A 16,614-nucleotide genomic window follows, 5' to 3' on the forward strand; every position below is an offset into this window, starting at 1 on the left:
GCGGGCGAAACGTGACATCGTTTGCCGCGATCCCGCTGTTTCAATGACGAAAGTCCTCCCATTGCTTTTCGCCTGTCTGCTGGCCGCCGGTTGCGGCGGTGGCACCACCTTCTACATGCTCAGCGCGGACGGCCCCCTGCCATCGGGAGGCGGCAGAAGCATCGGAGTGGGTCCCGTGGTGCTGGCGGAATACATCAACCGCCCGAATCTCGTCCTCCAGGAATCGGAACACGCCTTGGCCGTCGCCAGCGACCACCGCTGGGCGGGTGAACTGGCCAACGGCATCTCCCGCGTGATGGCCGCCAATCTCGGTCGCCGTCTGGGCACCGGCAATGTGCAGGTCTATCCATGGCAGCGCGATGGCGAGATCACCCGGCAGGTGGTCATCGACATCCGCCAGTTTCACGGCGGAGCGGATGGCCACGCGATCATCGAGGCATCCTACCGCGTGTATGATCTCCCGGCGAGAACCCTCCGGATTTCGAAGACTTTCAACGCGAAGGAACCGTTGGAAAAGGACGGCTATGAGCCGTTGGTCGCCGCCGAGTCCCGCCTCCTCTCCAGGATGGCGGATGCCATCGCCGCGTCGATGCGCTGAGGCAGGGACGGAGCGCCGGCTTCAGCCGGCTTGACATCGCAAAGACCCTGTTATCTGGAGCGGACCGAAGTCCGCGCTCCATCAGGAGTCACGCTTTTCCGTTTCCCCGTCTTCGTCTTCATCCGACTCATCGGGGAGTGCCGCTTCCTCCGCCTCATCGGTCGCGGTTTCAGCGGAGGCTTCTTCCTGCGGTGACTCCGCGACCACGTCCTGCGGATGCTCCGGCTCCGGCACGCGGCCGTTGTTCTCCAGCAGCACGACGACTTCTTCCTGCACTTTCTCGATCTCCGCGAGGGGGATGTCCGGGTCGCGGACGATCATGACCTCTCCGGTTTTCTTGTGCTCATACACGCGGATGATGCCGTTGGGCGTGCGCTGGTTGTCCGTCTCGCGGAGCAGCTTCTGGCGCTCCAGCATGACGGCCAGGATGTAGCGTGTGTTTTCCGTGTGGTCCTCGTCCTCCTCGATGAGCCGGCGCAGGATTTCCTCCGCGCTGAGCTTCTCCGTGGCGGGTTTTTCCGCCGTGGCGGTGGAAGTGAAGGTGGTCTTCCAGAAAGAGAACGGCTTCGGCGCGTCATCGGCGCGGCCGCTCCAGCCATCCAGGGAGAAATCCTTGCGCAGGTAGCCACTCGATTCCGGATCCGGAAAGATGGCGGTGATGATCTGCTGGCCGTTGGTGAATGGGGTTTCAGTCGCCGTGCATTCACGGGCGCGGGAGCGGAGGTGCCAGTTGTCGCCGAAGGCCATGATTTGGGAAAAATGGGGAGGTAGGGAAGGGGGGCTCAGGCGTTGTCGTCCGGGAACAGGGCTCTGATCCGCTGGTAGATCGGGCGGCCGGCCAGACGGCGTTGGAACAGGTAGAAGCCGACCGCTCCAAACAGGATGTTCGGCAGCCATGCCCCGAGTGCCGGCGGCAGGATGAGGGATTCCCCCAGTACCAGGGAGATGCTGGAGACCAGCAGCATGAGCGCGGAAAGAACCACCGCCAGGAAGATGCCGCCGCCCGCACCGCGGCGGGAGAAGTGGATGGCCAGCGGCGCGGCCAGCAGCACCGTCACCAGACAGGTGAAGGGCAGCGCCCAACGGTAGTGCCACTGGGTGAGGTAGGGCGCCGGGTTCAGGCTCACCTCGTTGCCCGCGTTCGCGCGCAGCCAGCCGTTGAGGTCCGGGACGCCGAGGAAATTCGAGGAAAGTCCCGGTTTGATGATCTGCCAGGGCGTTTCTTTCCAGTCCGTGTGGACCACGGGAGTGGTTGACTGGATGAACTCAGGCGGCATGCCCGGTTGGAACAGGCCGATGGTGGGGTTCTCGAACGTCCACGTCTGTTTGGAGCGGTCCCACAGCGCACGGCTGGCGGTCAGGCGGCTTTCGAGCGAGTGGTCCGCGCGGGTGGTGGTAACCTCCACATCCAGCAACGGTGCGCCTTTTTCATAGTTTGGTGGGAATTTTCCGACCATCCAGAGCCTGCGGGCCTCCGCGTTGCGGTAGAGCACATCCTTCGCCTGCGTGATATCCTTGCCGCGGGCGGCGTCCAGGATCTCGTCCTTCCGGCCTTCCGCGGTGGGCGCCCAATGGTAGTTCAGTCCGGTGCAGAGCAGCGTGCAGAAAAGCCCGGCCGCGATGAGCGGGGCGGTGATGCGTGGCACACTGCGGCCCGTCTGGACCACGGCCACGATTTCCCGCGAGGAGGAGAATTTCCCCAGCGAGTAGAGCAGGGAAAGCAGCAGTGCGTAAGGGAGCAGGAACAGGATGATGGCTGATGAGCGCGCGGAGTAGAAATTCAGCATCGTCAGCGGGACATTCCCGCTTTCAAGGAATTCACTGATATTGTCCTGCACATCCATCAGCAGCCAGATAGCGAAAAGGGCGGCCAGACAGATGGCGAAGATGCCGAGGAATTGACGGGCGATGTAGCGGTCCAGGGTGCCACTCAGTGAATAGGCCACGGCGGCCAGGGCCGGGAGGAAGCACATCCCGGCCAGGATGGTCGGGCGGAAAAGGTGGGCGGAAACGTCGGAATCCGGAAATCCGGTGAGCTGGGACTGCACCGCGGCGGTCTCCCCCGGCAGCAACAGCAGGCAGACGACAGCGCCCAGAACGGTCAGCACGAGGGGCAAAAGGATCCTGATGAATGTCGGGCGGGAAAGGTTCATGGGTGAACGCCCGGAAAGAATGGCCGGGCGCGGGCGGGGGTGTCGAGCGTGATCGTGGCCTGCGAAATCCACCGGTCGCCGGTCCGGAATCGGTTGGGAAATCGCAAATCCTGCGAATCCGGCGAATGGAGAAGACTCGCGGAGCTAGGGAATTCAAAATCCAAAATCCGCGGAATCCTTCTTATTCCTTTAATCCGCGCTTAAAAAGGGCTGGCCGGTCAAGAGGGGTCCAATCCATCCAGTAAGACGCTGCTTTGCGAAGCGAAACGCCGGTCTGGAGACCAGCGCTCCCAGCGGCCTAGCTGGCGGCGCGGGCGAGTTCCTCCCGGCGGAAGTTCGTCGGGGAATTTCCTGTGAAGCGGGCGAAGCTGCGGTTGAACTGCGAGAGGCTCTGGTAGCCGATCTGGAAGGCAATCTCTGAAATGCGGACTTCCGGCTTCAGGAGTTCCCGCTTCGCCCACTCGATCCGGCGGCGGTTGATGTAGTCGGTGAGGGTGAGTTGGGTGGCTTCCTTGAACAGTCGGCAGAAATGGGACTCGCTCACCCCGGCCTGTTTGGCGACGAGGGCGAGCGGAAGAGGCTCGGAAAGGTTCTTCTCGATGTACTTCTTCGCCCTCGCCACGGAAGACGGCTCGTTGTTCGCGTCGATGATGGCCAGTTTCTCCGCGTGCTTGCCCAGTTGGTCGCCGAAGGTGGCCAGCAGGGTGATCATGCTCTGGTAGCGTTCCGGTTCCACGGAGCGGGTCTGGAGGTAGGCGGTGCGCATCTCCTGCGCCTGTCTTTCGGTGAGGCCCTGGCGTTGGAGCGTCTTTGCCACCGCGCGGAAGTCTTCCTCATCCGGCACGCTGTGGAAGACCTGGCCGGTCTTGAGGAAGCCGATGAGACGATTGCCCGCCAGAATGGGCACCGCGGAGGCGGACAGCCCGGCGAAGCAGTGGCAGGTGGTGGGGCCGTTGACCTTGGCCTCCTCCATCAGCAGGCGGTTCACCGTGATGCAGGCGTGGCAGGCGGAGCTGCAGAGGTTCAATTTCTCGCAGAACGGGCTGCGGTTCACCGCCGCATCATCCAGACACCAGGTTCCCGTGTCATTGTCCACCAACCGGAGCGGCAGACCCGTCGCGCTCCGGAAGGCATTCTGGTAGGTCACGAAGAGTTCGGAACTACGGAGCTTTTCGAAAAGGCTGCGCTCAAACGGGTGCTCGTCTTGGGTCATGTCCTGCGGGATAGGTACGTTCTGCGAGTGATCGTACACAGGTGCAAACGACAAAGCAACCTCCCCTTTCTCCTGAAGTGCTTTCCCATGCACGGCTGTTTCAATGGGCTCCATACAGGGGGGAATCCAGGGCGGTGACGGACCGGGTGGGCGCTGCGGCCGGTGGCGGCCCCTCCCGCTGCCGCAGGCCGAAGGTGACGATGGCGAGGGAGACGGCGGAACTGAGCGGCATGATGATGGCGGCCACCAGCGGATTCATGTGGCCCAGTGCGGAGGCGGAGATGGCGCACAGATTGTAGACCAGCGCGAAAGTGAAGGCGATGTGGACGACCTGCCGCCGCCGCCGCGCCAAGGAAAGCAGGCGTGGCAGGAAGCGCAGCCCGTGTCCCATGAAGAAGAAGTCCGCCTTCGCCTCCAGCAGGCTGCGGTCCACCACGGGCGTGCCCGTGGCCCACGCCGCGTTGAACGCCAGGGAATCGTTCGCACCGTCGCCCAGATAGAGTGTGTCCCGTTGGTCCAGTTGACGGACGATGTCCTCCTTGTCGATGGGGGAAAGGGAGGCATACGCGTCCTCCGGCGGGATGCCCAGCAGTTCCGCGGCGGCAGCCACTTTTTCAAAGCGATCTCCGGAGAGGATGATGAGGCGGTGGTCCCTCTTCAGCGCATCGAGGGCGGAGGCCGCGTCAGGGCGCAGGGATTCGTGAAAACGGAAGCATGCCACCACCTCGTCGTTCCTGCGCAGCTCCGCATCGTGGGAGATGCCGGTGCGTGGGGAGGGGGACGGGAGATTCTCCAAGCTCAGCCAGCCGGGCCTGCCGAGAAACCACACCGCGTCGTCGGTGAAGAAATGCCTGCCGACGCCGGGTGTGTCATGGATCTCCGCGTGGCCATGGGCGCGCAGCAGCGTCTGCCCCTCATGGCCCAGATTTTCCAGCAGGGAGCGGGACACGGGGTGGAGCGAGCCGGCGGTGAGGCGGGCGAGTGCCAGCCGGCCTTCCACGGGCAGCGCTTTGATCACGCCGGGATCCGCCAGCAATGGCCGCTCCAGCGTGAGCGTGCCCGTCTTGTCAAAGATGATGGTGCGCACTGTCTTCAGCCGGGACCACAGCAGGGACTCCCGGATGAAGACACCGGAGCGTTCCATGATGGACCCGCACAGCTCATCCGCGAAGGGCAGCGCCAGCCCCAGCGCGCACGGGCAGGACACCACGAAGATGGAGATCATGACCTGAAGTGCCTCCGCCACAGGGACATGCCGCAGCCACCAGAAGAACGCACCCACGCCGACGGCCAGCACGCACAGCAGATAGACGCGCAGCAACCGCTCCAGCGCGGGCACCCGCACCGTATCCCGCCGCGTGTCCGCCAGCCGGGAAAGCAGGGAGTCCGTCCACGTTTCCTCCGCGGTAAGGAGCACCGGCTTCTGCCCCAGATGGATGGCCCCGGCGGGGAGCCTGCGTCCGGGCTGGAAAGTGACCGGCTCCGCCTCGCCGTTGATCCACTCCAGCGAGAAGTCCGCCGCCATGCCGTCCAGCGTGGCGGCCACCGGCACGGACTGCCCCGGCGTCAGGCCGAAGCGCAGACCGGGCGTGATGTCCTCCAGCGGAACCTCACCGTCCCGGTCCGGGGAGGTCACATGCATCGGCACGGGCCGCTGGCGTTGGAGGCGGTTGCGGTTCCGTTCGATCGCGGAAAGCTGGAGGAACCTGCCGCCCAGCATCAGGAAGATGAACATCGACACGAAGTCGAAGTAGAGCAGCCCCTTCACTCCCGCCGCCCAGCCGATGATGGATCCGCCATAGGCCAGCAGGATGCCCAGCGCGATCGGCAGGTCGATGTGCAGGATGCCGTGGCGCACCGACTTCCACGCCCGGCTGATGAAATACGTGCCGCCCATGAGCATGGACAGCGTTGCGGAAAGGAAGGCCACAAGCTGGAAGATCCCCGCAAAGGCGAAGTCCTCCGGCATGCCGACATAGGTTGGCAGGGTGAAGACCATCGCGTTCATGGCGAAGGCACCGCAAAGACCCAGCTTCACACCCAGCCGCCGCGTTTCGCCGCCGCGTTGTTTCCGGGATGGCCCCAGCGTGTAGCCGAAGGAAGCCAGCTCCCGGGCAAACGCGGGCAGATCCGTCTGTCCCTGTGTCCAGCGCAGGTGGAGAGTGCCTGTGGCGGGCTGCGCCGCGGCTTCCAGAGCGCCGGGCTGGCGTAGGAAGACCTTCTCCACCAACCATACGCAACCGACACACGAGAGGCCTTCGAGCGAGAAATCCGCTTCCGCGGACTCTCCGGTTTTTTGGTTGCCCTCGTCCCCCCGTGTGCCGGTTGGGAGCCATGAGAAATCGTGGGATTCAAAGGGGACGCTGCGCGCGGGCTTCGCGGCGGATTCGCCCCGCAGTTCATAAAATCGGTCCAGTCCTTCGTGGTGGATCAGGCCGTGGACGTACTCGCAGCCACGGCAGCAGAAGCTTTCCTCCGGGGTGGCGGGGGAGAAGTGGGTTCCGCAATGGAGGCAGGAGGACATCAGTGGCAGCAGGATGGGAGTTCTTTCCCGGCGGCGGGGTCCGCCTCGTGGAATGGGAGGGTGTCATGGAAACGGAGGGCGAGGACCAGCGCGGTGACCAGGGCCAGCCCGCGTTTCACCCGGTTCATGCCGACGGGGCCGAGCCGCTTCTGGAGGTGGCGGACATGATGCTGTGCCAGCCACAGCAACGGCACCGTACCCAGGCCGAATGCCAACGCGAACTCCGCCCCACGGATGGCGGAGCCACTGAGCAATGTGGCACCGAACAGGAGGTAGAGCGGCCCGCACGGCAGGAGCGGCGTGAACAGCCCCATGGTCGCGCCACCGCGCACCGGGGACAGACGGCCCAGCCGGAACCGCATGCGCGTGGTGAATCTCAGCAATGCGGGCGGACGGGGCAGCTTCTTTTCAAGTCCGAGGCCGAAGAGGATGAGCAATGCCACCAGCACCCAAGGAAGCAGCACCGCAGGCGAGTCGAAGAACCACTCCAACGGCTGCCTGCCCAGCGCCCCGCACAACGCGCCCACCAGCGCGTAGCTGGTCAGCCGCGCCACATGGTAGGAGATGATGCCCGCCTGCCGCTGCGCTTCCGTGGCGGGGAGGGAGGACAACCCGCACGCGATGGGACCGCACATCCCCACGCAGTGGACGCTGGTCACCAGACCTGCGGCCAGCGCTCCGATGGTGGTATGGATGGCGTCCATTGCGTGCGGGCGGGGGGGCTTTCAGCGGGAGATCTCCACCGTCTGCGGCGTGAAGCGGCTCGCCACCACCAGCAGGCTGGTCCAGGCGGCGATGAGCAGGAGGAACGCTCCGATGACGAACAACCAGGGATGTTTCATGATGCTAAAGTAGGTTCAGGATTTGGGATTGGGGCCTAGGAAACGGACGGTCTGGCGGACGGTGGCATTCCCCGGCTCCGCGTGGATGATGAAGGTGATCTCCCGCGGTCCCCGGTAGTGCGCGCGTTCCTGCAGCACGACGATGGGCCGGGCCAGTTCGCCCAGCGCGTCCAGGGTGATGGTTTCCCCCGCGCCGCTGGTGGTGAATCCCGCCGGGTTCCCCTCCAGGGAAATGGTGAACCGCACCGGTTGGTTGCGCTTGTTCACCAGGCGCACCTTGTAGTGGTTCCGCACCGTGGCGGCGTCATTGTAGAAGCCCGGCCCCGGCGAGCGCGTGACCTCCGCGAATACCGGCTTCGCCTTGTGGAACGCCACCACGCCCAGCACCGCCATCCCGACCACGCCGAGAAAGGAATACGCCAGGATGCGCGGGCGGAGGATGCGCGTTTTCTTTCCCGCCAGACTCTTCGTCGAGTCATAGCGCACCAGTCCGGTGGGCCGCTTCAGCTTGCGCATGATGTCATCGCACGCGTCGATGCACGCCGCGCAGCCGATGCACTCCATCTGCAGCCCGTTGCGGATGTCGATGCCGGTCGGGCAGACCTGCACGCAGCGGGTGCAGTCCACGCATGCGCCAGCGTCCGGGTTCGTCGCCTTGCCCCGTGGCTCGCCACGCCGCGCGTCGTAGCCGATCACCACCGTCTCGTCGTCCGTCAGCGCGGACTGGATGCGGCCATACGGGCAGAGGATGATGCAGAACTGCTCCCGGAAGTAACCGAAGCAGAAGAAGAATGCGGCGGTGAAGAATGCCACCGTGCCGAACGCGGTGAGGTTCCCCATCGGGCCTTCCTTCACCGCCATGTAGAGGCCGCGCAGGGAGACGAAGTAGGAAAGGAAAACGTGCGCCAGGACGGCCGCGGCCAGCAGGTAGAGGCCGTTCTTGATCAACCGCTTTGTGATCTTGCGCGCGTCCGCCTGGGCGGCGTCCAGTCTCCGGCGGGCGGGCGCGTCGCCATCCACCAGCCGCTCGATCCGGCGGAACACATGCTCCAGGAAGACGGTGTAGGGGCAGGCCCAGCCGCACCACAGGCGGCCCAGCAACGCCGTGAGGAAAAACAGCAGGAACCCAAGTCCGCTGATGCCGAAGAACAGCACCCACAGGTCCTGCGCCAGCAGCGTGAGGCCGAAAAAATGGAACCGCCGCTCCGCCACATCCAGGAACACCGCCGGAGTGCCGTTCACCGGGATCCACGGCAGCGCGACGTAGATGCCGATGAGCACCATGGCGAACCACCGCCGCGCCCGCGTGAACTTCCCCTTCACATCCGCCGGATGCAGGACGTGGTGGGAGCCATCCGCGTTGATCGTGGTCACGGAGACCAGATTCGGACGCTTTTGGGATGGCTGCGGGGCGGACACGGTCGGGAAGATCTCAGATCACCCTCCGGATGGCTCCGCAGGGATTGGCGGAAACTGTGCGGATGTTGCTGGTGGGCAAGAGGAGCGCATGTCGCTACGCCTTCTTCGCATCTGGCACGTCGTCCGGCCCGACCGCATGGGCGCAGCGGCGTGCGCCCCTCCATTTTCCTCACCGCGCCAGATCGCCCAGTGTCTCCAGAATCTCCACCCGCACGCGGTCCGCGACGGTGCGATCGATCTCCGTGGTGGCCAGCCACTTCGGCTCGGCGAGGGCGCGGTTGTTCCACAGGACTTCCTGCGGCGCATCCGCCAGCAGTTCCTCCGCAGCCTCGATCTTCTTGCCATCCACTCCCTTTCCGCGGGCGTCTTTGATCGCGTCCCGCAGCATGACGAGGTATTGGAAATCATAGATGCCCTCGCGGATGGCCTCCAGCGCCTTGCCAGGGACGACTTCCTTCGCATCCAGAAACAGCGGGCAATAGTGCAGGGTGTTGAGACCGTTGTTCCATGATCCGAAACTGGCGTTCCGCCCGGTGTCCGCCACGCACCAGAAGCCGATGGCGTCCGCATCCATCGTCCACGCCATCCAGGCCTGGAGACGCCAGTAGCTGTAGGGGTCGAATCCGCCGATGATGGGATAGCATTCGTAGAGGCTGAGCTGCTGCTTGCCGGAGCGTTTCCGGTAGTAGTCCACGTAACGCGGGCCGTGCGTGACCAAGTGGGAATACTTCAGGCACAGCTCGTCCATCGCGTCGATGGACGGCTGCCAGGCGTCCCATGGTTCATGATAGACGGGGTCCATCCACATGCGGAACTTCACGCCGGATTTCTTCACCGCCTCCACCCATGCGCGGATGGCCTCGTCCTCCTTGTAGGGGGAGGTCTCGTCCAGTCCCGGTTCGTCGATGATGAGGAGGGAGAACTTTGCCGGGTCCAGGCCCAGGCTGATGACATGCTTCTCCCAGAAGCGCAGCCAGGTGGCGACGCGCTTGTCGAAGGCCTCCGGATCCTTGTCATGGTGGACGCCGTTGATGTGGGCGCGGTTGTCCTTGTTGCGGCCGGAGATGTTGAGCTTGTAGCCGTGCGCCGTGGGCATGATCTCCTTCACCCAGGTGTCGAACATGGCGGTGTCCGGCTCATCGGCGGGCGTGGCATAGGTCTGCTCCGCGCTGAAGTTTCCCTTCGGCCAGAGGGTGATAGGCCCCCATGGCAGGTCCAGCTTGTAGTCCAGGATCAGCTCGCGGAAGGGGCGCATGACATTGGATGCCACGCCGTAGCGGGCGATGTCCCACTTGTTCAGGTAGTCCCAGCCGGAGAAATGGAGCGACTGCTTTTCCGGGAAGTCGAACGGATGGAGGTGGACGTTGAAAGGGATCTCCCGCGCGGGGATGGACGCATCCGCCGGGGCGATCCTGACGACGCCCGCGTTGTTGCCATCCTTCCCGGCACCATGGATGGAAAGGGATACCTGGCGCGTCATCCCGGCTGGGATGGTGATGCGGTGACCGCCCTCCGTCTTCTCCGCGTCCGGCAGCGCATGGACGATGGCGGTGCGGGCCACCGTCTCCGTCCACTCCAAGGAGCGCACGCGGATGTGGGATGCATCCCCATGACCGCCGATGGAAAGTGTGAGAACCTGCTCCCGGGCTGAGGCGTTCGTGATGTTGAAGGTGGCGGTGCGGTCCTCCCCACGGATGAGATGGACGGAAAGGCGCGGATCCTTTTCTGCGGGAGGCGTTTCCAGCCATTGCGGGTCCCGTCCGGCGGTGGTCTGCCAGATGGTGAGCGGTGGCAGGTCTTTCTCCCGCCACACCGCCGCCTGCTCCGCGAGGATCTCCCGGCCGATCTCCCCCTGCGGCAGGATCGCCCGCTTCTCCGCCGGGGTGTCGTTGTTCGCCTGCGCCTTTTCCCGCAGGGCGGTGAGCCGGGTGCGGATGGGCGCGGCCTTTTCCTCCGGAAGATCCTCGAGCTGAGCGAGGATGGTGGCGATGTCCATGCGGTGCCGCCGCTTTGACACGAACAGCGTGGCATCCGTGCGGATGATCTCTTTCTCGATCTTGTCCCCGGTCACGCCGGGCTTCGATGGCTTCCAGGAAAGCAGCGCATCATCCCCGCGTCGGATTTCGATCTCGTCGAGAAACACTTCCTTGCGGGTTCCCAGCACGATGCGGACATAGCGCCCCGCCGTGCGCAGCCGGTTGGTGGAGATGTTCCGGTAGGCGTACTCGTTGCCCAGCGGTGGCAGGATCTCGTTGTCCAGGTCGTTGAGCGAGGTGAGTTCCGCGACGCGGTGCCATTCCTTGCTGTCGTCGCTCACATAGAGGTCGATGGTGCCGGGCCAGATGTGGACGCGCTTCGAACTGAGGGCGACGCCCGCACCGCAACCGAGCGTGATGCCGGAGATGGGCTGCCGCTTGCCAAGATCCACCACGACCTGCACCGGCCACCGCGCGTCCACCCAACCCACGGTGTGTTCCGGGTCCTCCCACAACACCTTGGCGGAGCGAAGTCCGTCGGTAAGCTTCTTCGCTTCATTGCCGTTGTTGGTGGCCTTGTGGCCGCCAAGCCGGGGGTAGGCCACATAGGGCCGGCCGAGAGCGATGTTTTCCGCCGTGGCGGAGGAAATGACGGATAGGAAGGCGAGGGTGGTCAGTGACGGGAAACGCATGATGGAACTGGGAAAGGGATACGTTCCCCGTCCGGCGGGATATCCCGCTTTTCCATCGCGTTATGTTGTTTTTGTGGATGTAGGTGGGGACGTCCCTCTCATTGCGGTTGAAAGATGCAAGGATCAGAGGATCCGGAGAGAAAATAGGCACTCGCGGCACCACTCGGACGGCGGTATGGATGGGGTGAATCGTATTCCGCCATGATCGAACTGCTGCGCCAAAGGGACCTGACGAAGATCAACTACTACCAGTCCCTGCTGGAGGCGGCGGGCATCCCTACCTTCATCCGGAACGAAAACCTCTCCACCACCGAGGGCGTCTCCATCCCGGACTTCTTCCCCGCGCTGTGTATCCTGAATGACGCGGATGAGGCGGCGGCGGTGGAGATCATGCGCCGCGACATGGAGCAGGCGGAGCGGGTGGTGGAGGGCGAAGTCACCTGCGCGAAGTGCAGCGAGGTTTCCCCGGCGAACTTCGGCAGTTGCTGGAACTGCGGCACCGCGCTGGAGGGGATGATGGCGTGAGCCATGCGCTGCACGGGGGGCGTCAGGGATGGATCGGGTTTGCCAGCAACTGCCACGCGAAGAACCCTGCGGTCGCCAGTCCGCCGACGGCGGTCCATGCGCGGTCGCGGTTCTTTCCCCATGACAGCACCGCCACCGCCGCCGCGAAAGGCACGGAGAGATAGACGACCGCACTGCCCGCCTGCACTCCGATGCGGGCCAGCGGCGGGACTAGCGCGGAAAGGAAGACCACACAAATCCCGCAGACCGGTAGGGTGATGGTGGCGTAGCCCAGCTTTCCCGGGCCGGTGGCATCCATGACCGTTGGCTCATCGGCGGCGCGGTGGCGCTCCTCCTCCATGAAGCTGCGGATGGCATTGAACGGTGCACGGGAGTCCAGCAACGCCGCCAGCTCCCGCAGCCTGACTTCCCCCTCGGTCCCGCACCAGCGGCGGTCATCGCCGGACGGATACAGCAGATCGGAGTCCGCGCAGAAATCCCGCACCAACTGGTGGTTCAGGTCCTTCTTGCGGATGGAGATGAATTCATCCCAGTCGTGTGGGCTACCTTTCCCGTCCAGAAAGGCCCGGATCGTCTCCGCAGCGGCTGTTCGTTCACCGGAGGTCATCGGGCGGGGATCATTTTACCGGGCCGCCTCGGCCTTCTTCTCCAATTCACTGATCGCATCAGCCGCATTGTTGGTGATCCAGCAGCGCATGGAAACGCCTTCGTGGTAGAAGATCACTTCGTCACACCCTGTGCAGACCACCGCCTGCCAATTCACGCCCTTCTCTTCCCATGACAGCAGATAGTCCGCATGGAACCCTCCGCACATGGTATTCCCGAGTCTCTCGGTGAGGGCACCCGGTTTCCGGAGGACTCCGGCGATGGATTCACCCAATGCGTTGTCGGCAGCCATCAGGTGAAAAACGTGACCGTGGGAGATCTTTCGGGGCAGAAAAAGGATCTCGGCCCATAGCTTGTTTCTCTCGAAATACGGATGGGAGAACCCTGTGTGAATCGTCCTCGGGGGAGACGTGGGAGGAATGACCTTTTCCAGCAGGGTGAAGTCATCCGGGACATCCAGATTGAGACGGTTCACCGCCACGACGCCCGGCCACACTCGCCAGACGATGATGGCGAGGATGACGGTGATCCAAAGCAGGCGTTTCCGATTTTTCGTCATTCCGGTCTTTTGAAACTCAATGCCCGCTCTTGGAGGGTGTCGAACTGCTTCACCACGACTGAGGAGTTGCTCCAAAGGAACAACGGCTCCTGGAGGGCGCTTTCCTTCACGATCTTCACCTCCTGCGTCTCCAAATCCTTGCCGGTCACGTGGTCTTTCAGGGTGAACGTGGCGATCACGGTGGGGTCCATCACGTCGTTCGCCGGGAGGGCGACGCGGCGGGTGACGGTGATCTGGTGCCTTTCATCGGACGAGATGCTACGGAACAACTGCACCGGTTTGTGGCGGCCATTCATGATCGCATCCACGGATGGCACGGTGAACGCTCCGGCAATGATGAGGGCGACCACACCGAGGAGGATGGCTTTGAGATGGGTGCGCAGGAAACCGGACATCGTGCGCGGAGTGTGGGGAGATGGAAACGGGAAGTCCATCAACCGTTCATGCCCCGTCCCGCAGCTTCGCCTCCCCGATCAGCGCCGGGCCGGCCAGTTTGCCGAGGTTGTTCGACGCGAGCGGGCTGTCTCCGGTGAGCAGCTTGCCATCCCGGTGGACCTGGCCGGTGATGCCTTCGTTGAGGATCTCCACGCCGAGCTTCTGCAGGTTTTCCCCGACCAACCACGGCAGTTCCCCCGGCATGTAGCCGATCCCGATGTTCGCCCCCTTGTCGAGGCTGTCCGGAAAGACGCAGATGCGCGCACCCTTGAAGAGGTAGTTTTTCTCCCCTCCATCGACCGCCGCCGCCAGCAGGCACGCCGGCCCGTGACAGAGCGTGATGATGAGGCGCCCGTCCCCGACGGCCCACTCCAGCAGGCGTTTGATCTCCCTGCTGCGCGGGATGCCCGCAAGGACGCCGTGCCCGCCGGGGATGAAAACGCCGAGGTAGGGGGAAGCCGGTCCCGTCGCTTCTTCGATGATGTCCGCCAGCTTCTCCGGTTGCTTCAGTTTCGGCAGGTATTTGCCATAGATTTTCCGGACTGTTTCGTCCTCTCCGGGCATGGCCCACATCTCCAATTTCACGGGGTTTCCGGAAAGTGTCGCCACATCGATCCCGAACCCGGCTGCGTCCATATGGTGCATCGGCAGCAGCATTTCCACCGGGTGGTTGCCGGTGGAGAACATCCTGCCATTTTTCATGAGGATGTACCGCTCGTCCGTGCCGACCATCAGGACCTTCCATTTCCCGCCCTTGTAGGGATCCGGATAGGTGGTGCCGTCGAAGTCGGTCTTCGCGGAGGTGTATTGGGAAAGGGAATAGGGGGAGGGAAAGAAAGCGTTGTCCTCCGCCGGATCCACTGTGGGCTCTTTGCAGGATGAATCCATGGTTTTTTGGGGTTCTATGCCAGCCAACCATTCATTTTCCGGCGGTGCAACCATTCCTGTCGGCAGGAGGCCGGATTCTCTTGGCGGGGGAGGGGTCAAGGCATCACCATCGCCCCCGTGCTGAAACCCCGGTGGGAAAAGGATGCGGTCCAGGAGCGCGAGGCGTTCAGGGATGCGCTGGCGGCGTGGTTTTCGGTCAATGGAAAGGATTACCCGTGGCGGCGCACCAGCGATCCGTATGCGGTGCTGGTGTCGGAGGTGATGCTGCAGCAGACGCAGATTGCGACGGTTTTGGGGCGGGGCTTTTACACGCGGTTTCTGGAGGCATTTCCCGATGTGCGGGCATTGGCCGCGGCGGAGGACGAACCATTGTTGAAGGCGTGGGAGGGCCTGGGCTACTACCGCCGGGCGCGCATGCTGCGGGACACCGCCCGCGCGGTGGGGGAGCATCACGGAGGAAAGTTCCCGGAGGCGCTGGAGGATCTGCTGGGGCTGCCGGGGGTGGGCCGTTACACGGCGGGAGCGGTGAGGGCATTCGCGTTCGACCTGCCCGCGGCGGTGGTCGACGGGAATGTGGCGCGGGCAATCTCACGGCTGATGGATTTCCACGGAACGGTGGATGACACGGCAGGATTGAAGAAAATTTGGGAATGGGCGGAGACGTTGGCGGACCCGGCACGGCCGCGCATTTTCAACTCCGCGCTGATGGAGTTGGGACAGACGTTCTGCCGTCCCGGGGTGCCGGATTGCCTGTCCTGCCCGGTCGCATCTTTCTGCAGGACCCGCGGGCCGGAACTTCTGCCGGTGAAGCGGAAAAAGGCGGAGGTTACGGTGGTGGCGGAGCATGCCTTGTGGCTGCGGGATCGGAAGGGCCGTGTGCTGATGCACCGGGAGCAGGGAAAACGCCGGGAGGGACTGTGGCGGCTGCCACTGCGGAACGCGGAGGAAGTGGTGTCGCTGCCGGTTGCGGCCAGCCATCGCTACACCATCACCCGCTATCGGGTGGACCTCAGCGTGCATGACGGCGGTATTTCCAAGGCGGGCGAAAGGGAAGGGGATGAATGGAAGACGCCGGAGGAGGTGCTGGCGCTGCCCATGTCATCTCCCTTCCGCGTGGTGGTGGAGCGCATGTTGTGCGAAAACTGAATTTCCCGTGTGACGGAGTGGAGCCCGTGTGCTTCTCTGGCGGTGGAATGGTAGGCTGGATTCACGCAGGGCTGTTGGGTGTGGGGGTGTGGCTCCTGCAGGCGTGCTCCATGACGCCTCCGCCGGCTGACCCCACGCCTCCGGGAAAGATGGCGCGGCAGATCGTGGCGGAGAGGGCCAGCGTGGTGCTGGTCACCGCGAATGAGGACCTCCAGGGCTGGCAGGGCAGGAAATTCTCCCAGACCACCGCTCCGTCCGATGCGGATGGAGGCTCCGCCGCACCCATTTCTCCGGATGGTTATTTCCTGACCGCCAACCACGTCCTGGAACGCATGGAAGGCAGGAATGTCTTCGTCTTTTATACCCGGAGTGGAAAGCTGGAGGTGAACAAGGCGCGTGTCGTCTGGCGTTCCGCCCCGGGGGATCTGGCGCTGCTCCACGTCCCGGTGCGGACACCCTACTATTACCAATGGACGCCGGGTGACCGCTGGTTGCCGGAGGGCACGGAGGTCATCCATGGCGGAGTCTCCACCGGATACCGTTCCGGCAATGGAAAGTTGTCCTCGTCCCTGCCACCGGAAGGTCCCTTCACCGGTGTGCGCAAGTTCAAGATCGACATCCCGCTGCTGCCCGGTGACAGCGGCGGCCCGGTGGTGAATGCGGTGGGCGAGCTGGTGGGCATCAACTCCGCGGTGGAGTTCCTGGTTCCGCTGGAGACGGCATTCTTCGTGGATTCCGAGTGCAGCCGCCCGAACACGAAGAAGCTTGAACAGATTATCCGAGCTGACCGCGCGAGACAATAAGGAGGGAGTAAGGAGGGTGGACATTGCGGCTGCGCCGCTATGTCCGCTTCGCTCCCATTCCTGTCCACCGGCGGCATTGGCGATAAAAGAAGGAGAAGTTTTCAGTGTTTTGACTCAGACGATTTTAACTTCCAGTTCGTCTCAGTTGCTTCGCAACGGTGTTTTCAGGGAAGAAAAGAAAGCTGATTGCGATTCTCACCTTTCTTCCCTTCGCGCCCTTTGCGACTTTGCGGTG

General features: G+C 63.7%; 15 protein-coding genes. 4 read left to right on the forward strand and 11 right to left on the reverse strand.

The features are described from left to right. The first annotated feature begins 43 nt into the window (after positions 1–43). A complete protein-coding gene (locus OVA24_RS09810; protein ID WP_267675036.1) occupies positions 44–598 on the forward strand; it encodes a PqiC family protein in 555 nt (184 codons plus the stop codon). A gap of 81 nt (positions 599–679) precedes the next feature. Here OVA24_RS09810 and OVA24_RS09815 read toward each other — a convergent pair whose 3' ends face one another. The 7 genes from OVA24_RS09815 to OVA24_RS09845 all read right to left on the reverse strand — a co-directional run bounded on the left by OVA24_RS09815 (position 680) and on the right by OVA24_RS09845 (position 11,417). Then, on the reverse strand, positions 680–1,345 hold the full coding sequence (locus OVA24_RS09815; protein ID WP_267675037.1) for a hypothetical protein: 666 nt from the start codon (positions 1,343–1,345) through the stop codon (positions 680–682). A gap of 35 nt (positions 1,346–1,380) precedes the next feature. Then, positions 1,381–2,751: an LptF/LptG family permease gene (locus OVA24_RS09820; RefSeq protein ID WP_267675038.1), complete on the reverse strand. Its 1,371-nt coding sequence runs from the start codon at positions 2,749–2,751 to the stop codon at positions 1,381–1,383. 298 nt (positions 2,752–3,049) lie between these two features. After that, the gene (locus OVA24_RS09825) at positions 3,050–3,964 is read right to left on the reverse strand and encodes a helix-turn-helix domain-containing protein (protein ID WP_267675039.1); all 915 of its coding nucleotides are present in this window, start codon (positions 3,962–3,964) and stop codon (positions 3,050–3,052) included. Positions 3,965–4,064: 100 nt separating this feature from the next. Continuing rightward, entirely contained in the window at positions 4,065–6,488 is a 2,424-nt protein-coding gene (locus OVA24_RS09830; RefSeq protein ID WP_267675040.1) for a heavy metal translocating P-type ATPase, read from the reverse strand. Beyond that, positions 6,488–7,192 carry a sulfite exporter TauE/SafE family protein gene (locus OVA24_RS09835; RefSeq protein WP_267675041.1) on the reverse strand — a complete coding sequence of 235 codons (705 nt, stop codon included), beginning with the start codon at positions 7,190–7,192 and terminating at the stop codon, positions 6,488–6,490. The genes OVA24_RS09830 and OVA24_RS09835 overlap by 1 nt, the downstream gene beginning before the upstream one ends. Before the next feature lie 153 nt (positions 7,193–7,345). Next, positions 7,346–8,749, reverse strand: coding sequence for a cytochrome c oxidase accessory protein CcoG (gene ccoG, locus OVA24_RS09840; protein WP_267675042.1), 1,404 nt, complete (start codon positions 8,747–8,749; stop codon positions 7,346–7,348). 169 nt (positions 8,750–8,918) lie between these two features. Further along, entirely contained in the window at positions 8,919–11,417 is a 2,499-nt protein-coding gene (locus OVA24_RS09845; protein ID WP_267675043.1) for a discoidin domain-containing protein, read from the reverse strand. Between the two features lie 201 nt (positions 11,418–11,618). On the opposite strand from OVA24_RS09845, the gene OVA24_RS09850 reads away from it, so the two are divergent. Then, positions 11,619–11,942, forward strand: coding sequence for a putative signal transducing protein (locus OVA24_RS09850; protein ID WP_267675044.1), 324 nt, complete (start codon positions 11,619–11,621; stop codon positions 11,940–11,942). Between the two features lie 22 nt (positions 11,943–11,964). On the opposite strand, the gene OVA24_RS09855 is transcribed toward OVA24_RS09850, so the two are convergent. Genes OVA24_RS09855 through hchA form a run of 4 tightly spaced genes read right to left on the reverse strand, consistent with a single transcriptional unit; the run spans position 11,965 to position 14,430 of the window. Then, on the reverse strand, positions 11,965–12,549 hold the full coding sequence (locus OVA24_RS09855; protein WP_267675045.1) for a hypothetical protein: 585 nt from the start codon (positions 12,547–12,549) through the stop codon (positions 11,965–11,967). Between the two features lie 15 nt (positions 12,550–12,564). Further along, positions 12,565–13,107: a hypothetical protein gene (locus OVA24_RS09860; protein ID WP_267675046.1), complete on the reverse strand. Its 543-nt coding sequence runs from the start codon at positions 13,105–13,107 to the stop codon at positions 12,565–12,567. Further along, on the reverse strand, positions 13,104–13,502 hold the full coding sequence (locus OVA24_RS09865; RefSeq protein ID WP_267675047.1) for a hypothetical protein: 399 nt from the start codon (positions 13,500–13,502) through the stop codon (positions 13,104–13,106). Before OVA24_RS09865 ends, OVA24_RS09860 begins: the two co-directional genes overlap by 4 nt. A 46-nt stretch (positions 13,503–13,548) precedes the next feature. Continuing rightward, positions 13,549–14,430 carry a glyoxalase III HchA gene (gene hchA / locus OVA24_RS09870; protein WP_267675048.1) on the reverse strand — a complete coding sequence of 294 codons (882 nt, stop codon included), beginning with the start codon at positions 14,428–14,430 and terminating at the stop codon, positions 13,549–13,551. Between the two features lie 117 nt (positions 14,431–14,547). Between hchA and OVA24_RS09875 the strand changes: the two genes are divergently transcribed. Further along, positions 14,548–15,576 (forward strand): A/G-specific adenine glycosylase, encoded by a 1,029-nt coding sequence (locus OVA24_RS09875; RefSeq protein WP_267675049.1) that lies wholly within the window; start codon positions 14,548–14,550, stop codon positions 15,574–15,576. A gap of 110 nt (positions 15,577–15,686) precedes the next feature. Next, positions 15,687–16,379, forward strand: a complete 693-nt coding sequence (locus tag OVA24_RS09880) for a S1 family peptidase (RefSeq protein WP_267675050.1) — start codon at positions 15,687–15,689, stop codon at positions 16,377–16,379. Positions 16,380–16,614: the final 235 nt, after the last annotated feature.

Origin of the sequence: Luteolibacter sp. SL250 (genome assembly GCF_026625605.1) — a bacterium.
Lineage (GTDB): Bacteria > Verrucomicrobiota > Verrucomicrobiia > Verrucomicrobiales > Akkermansiaceae > Luteolibacter.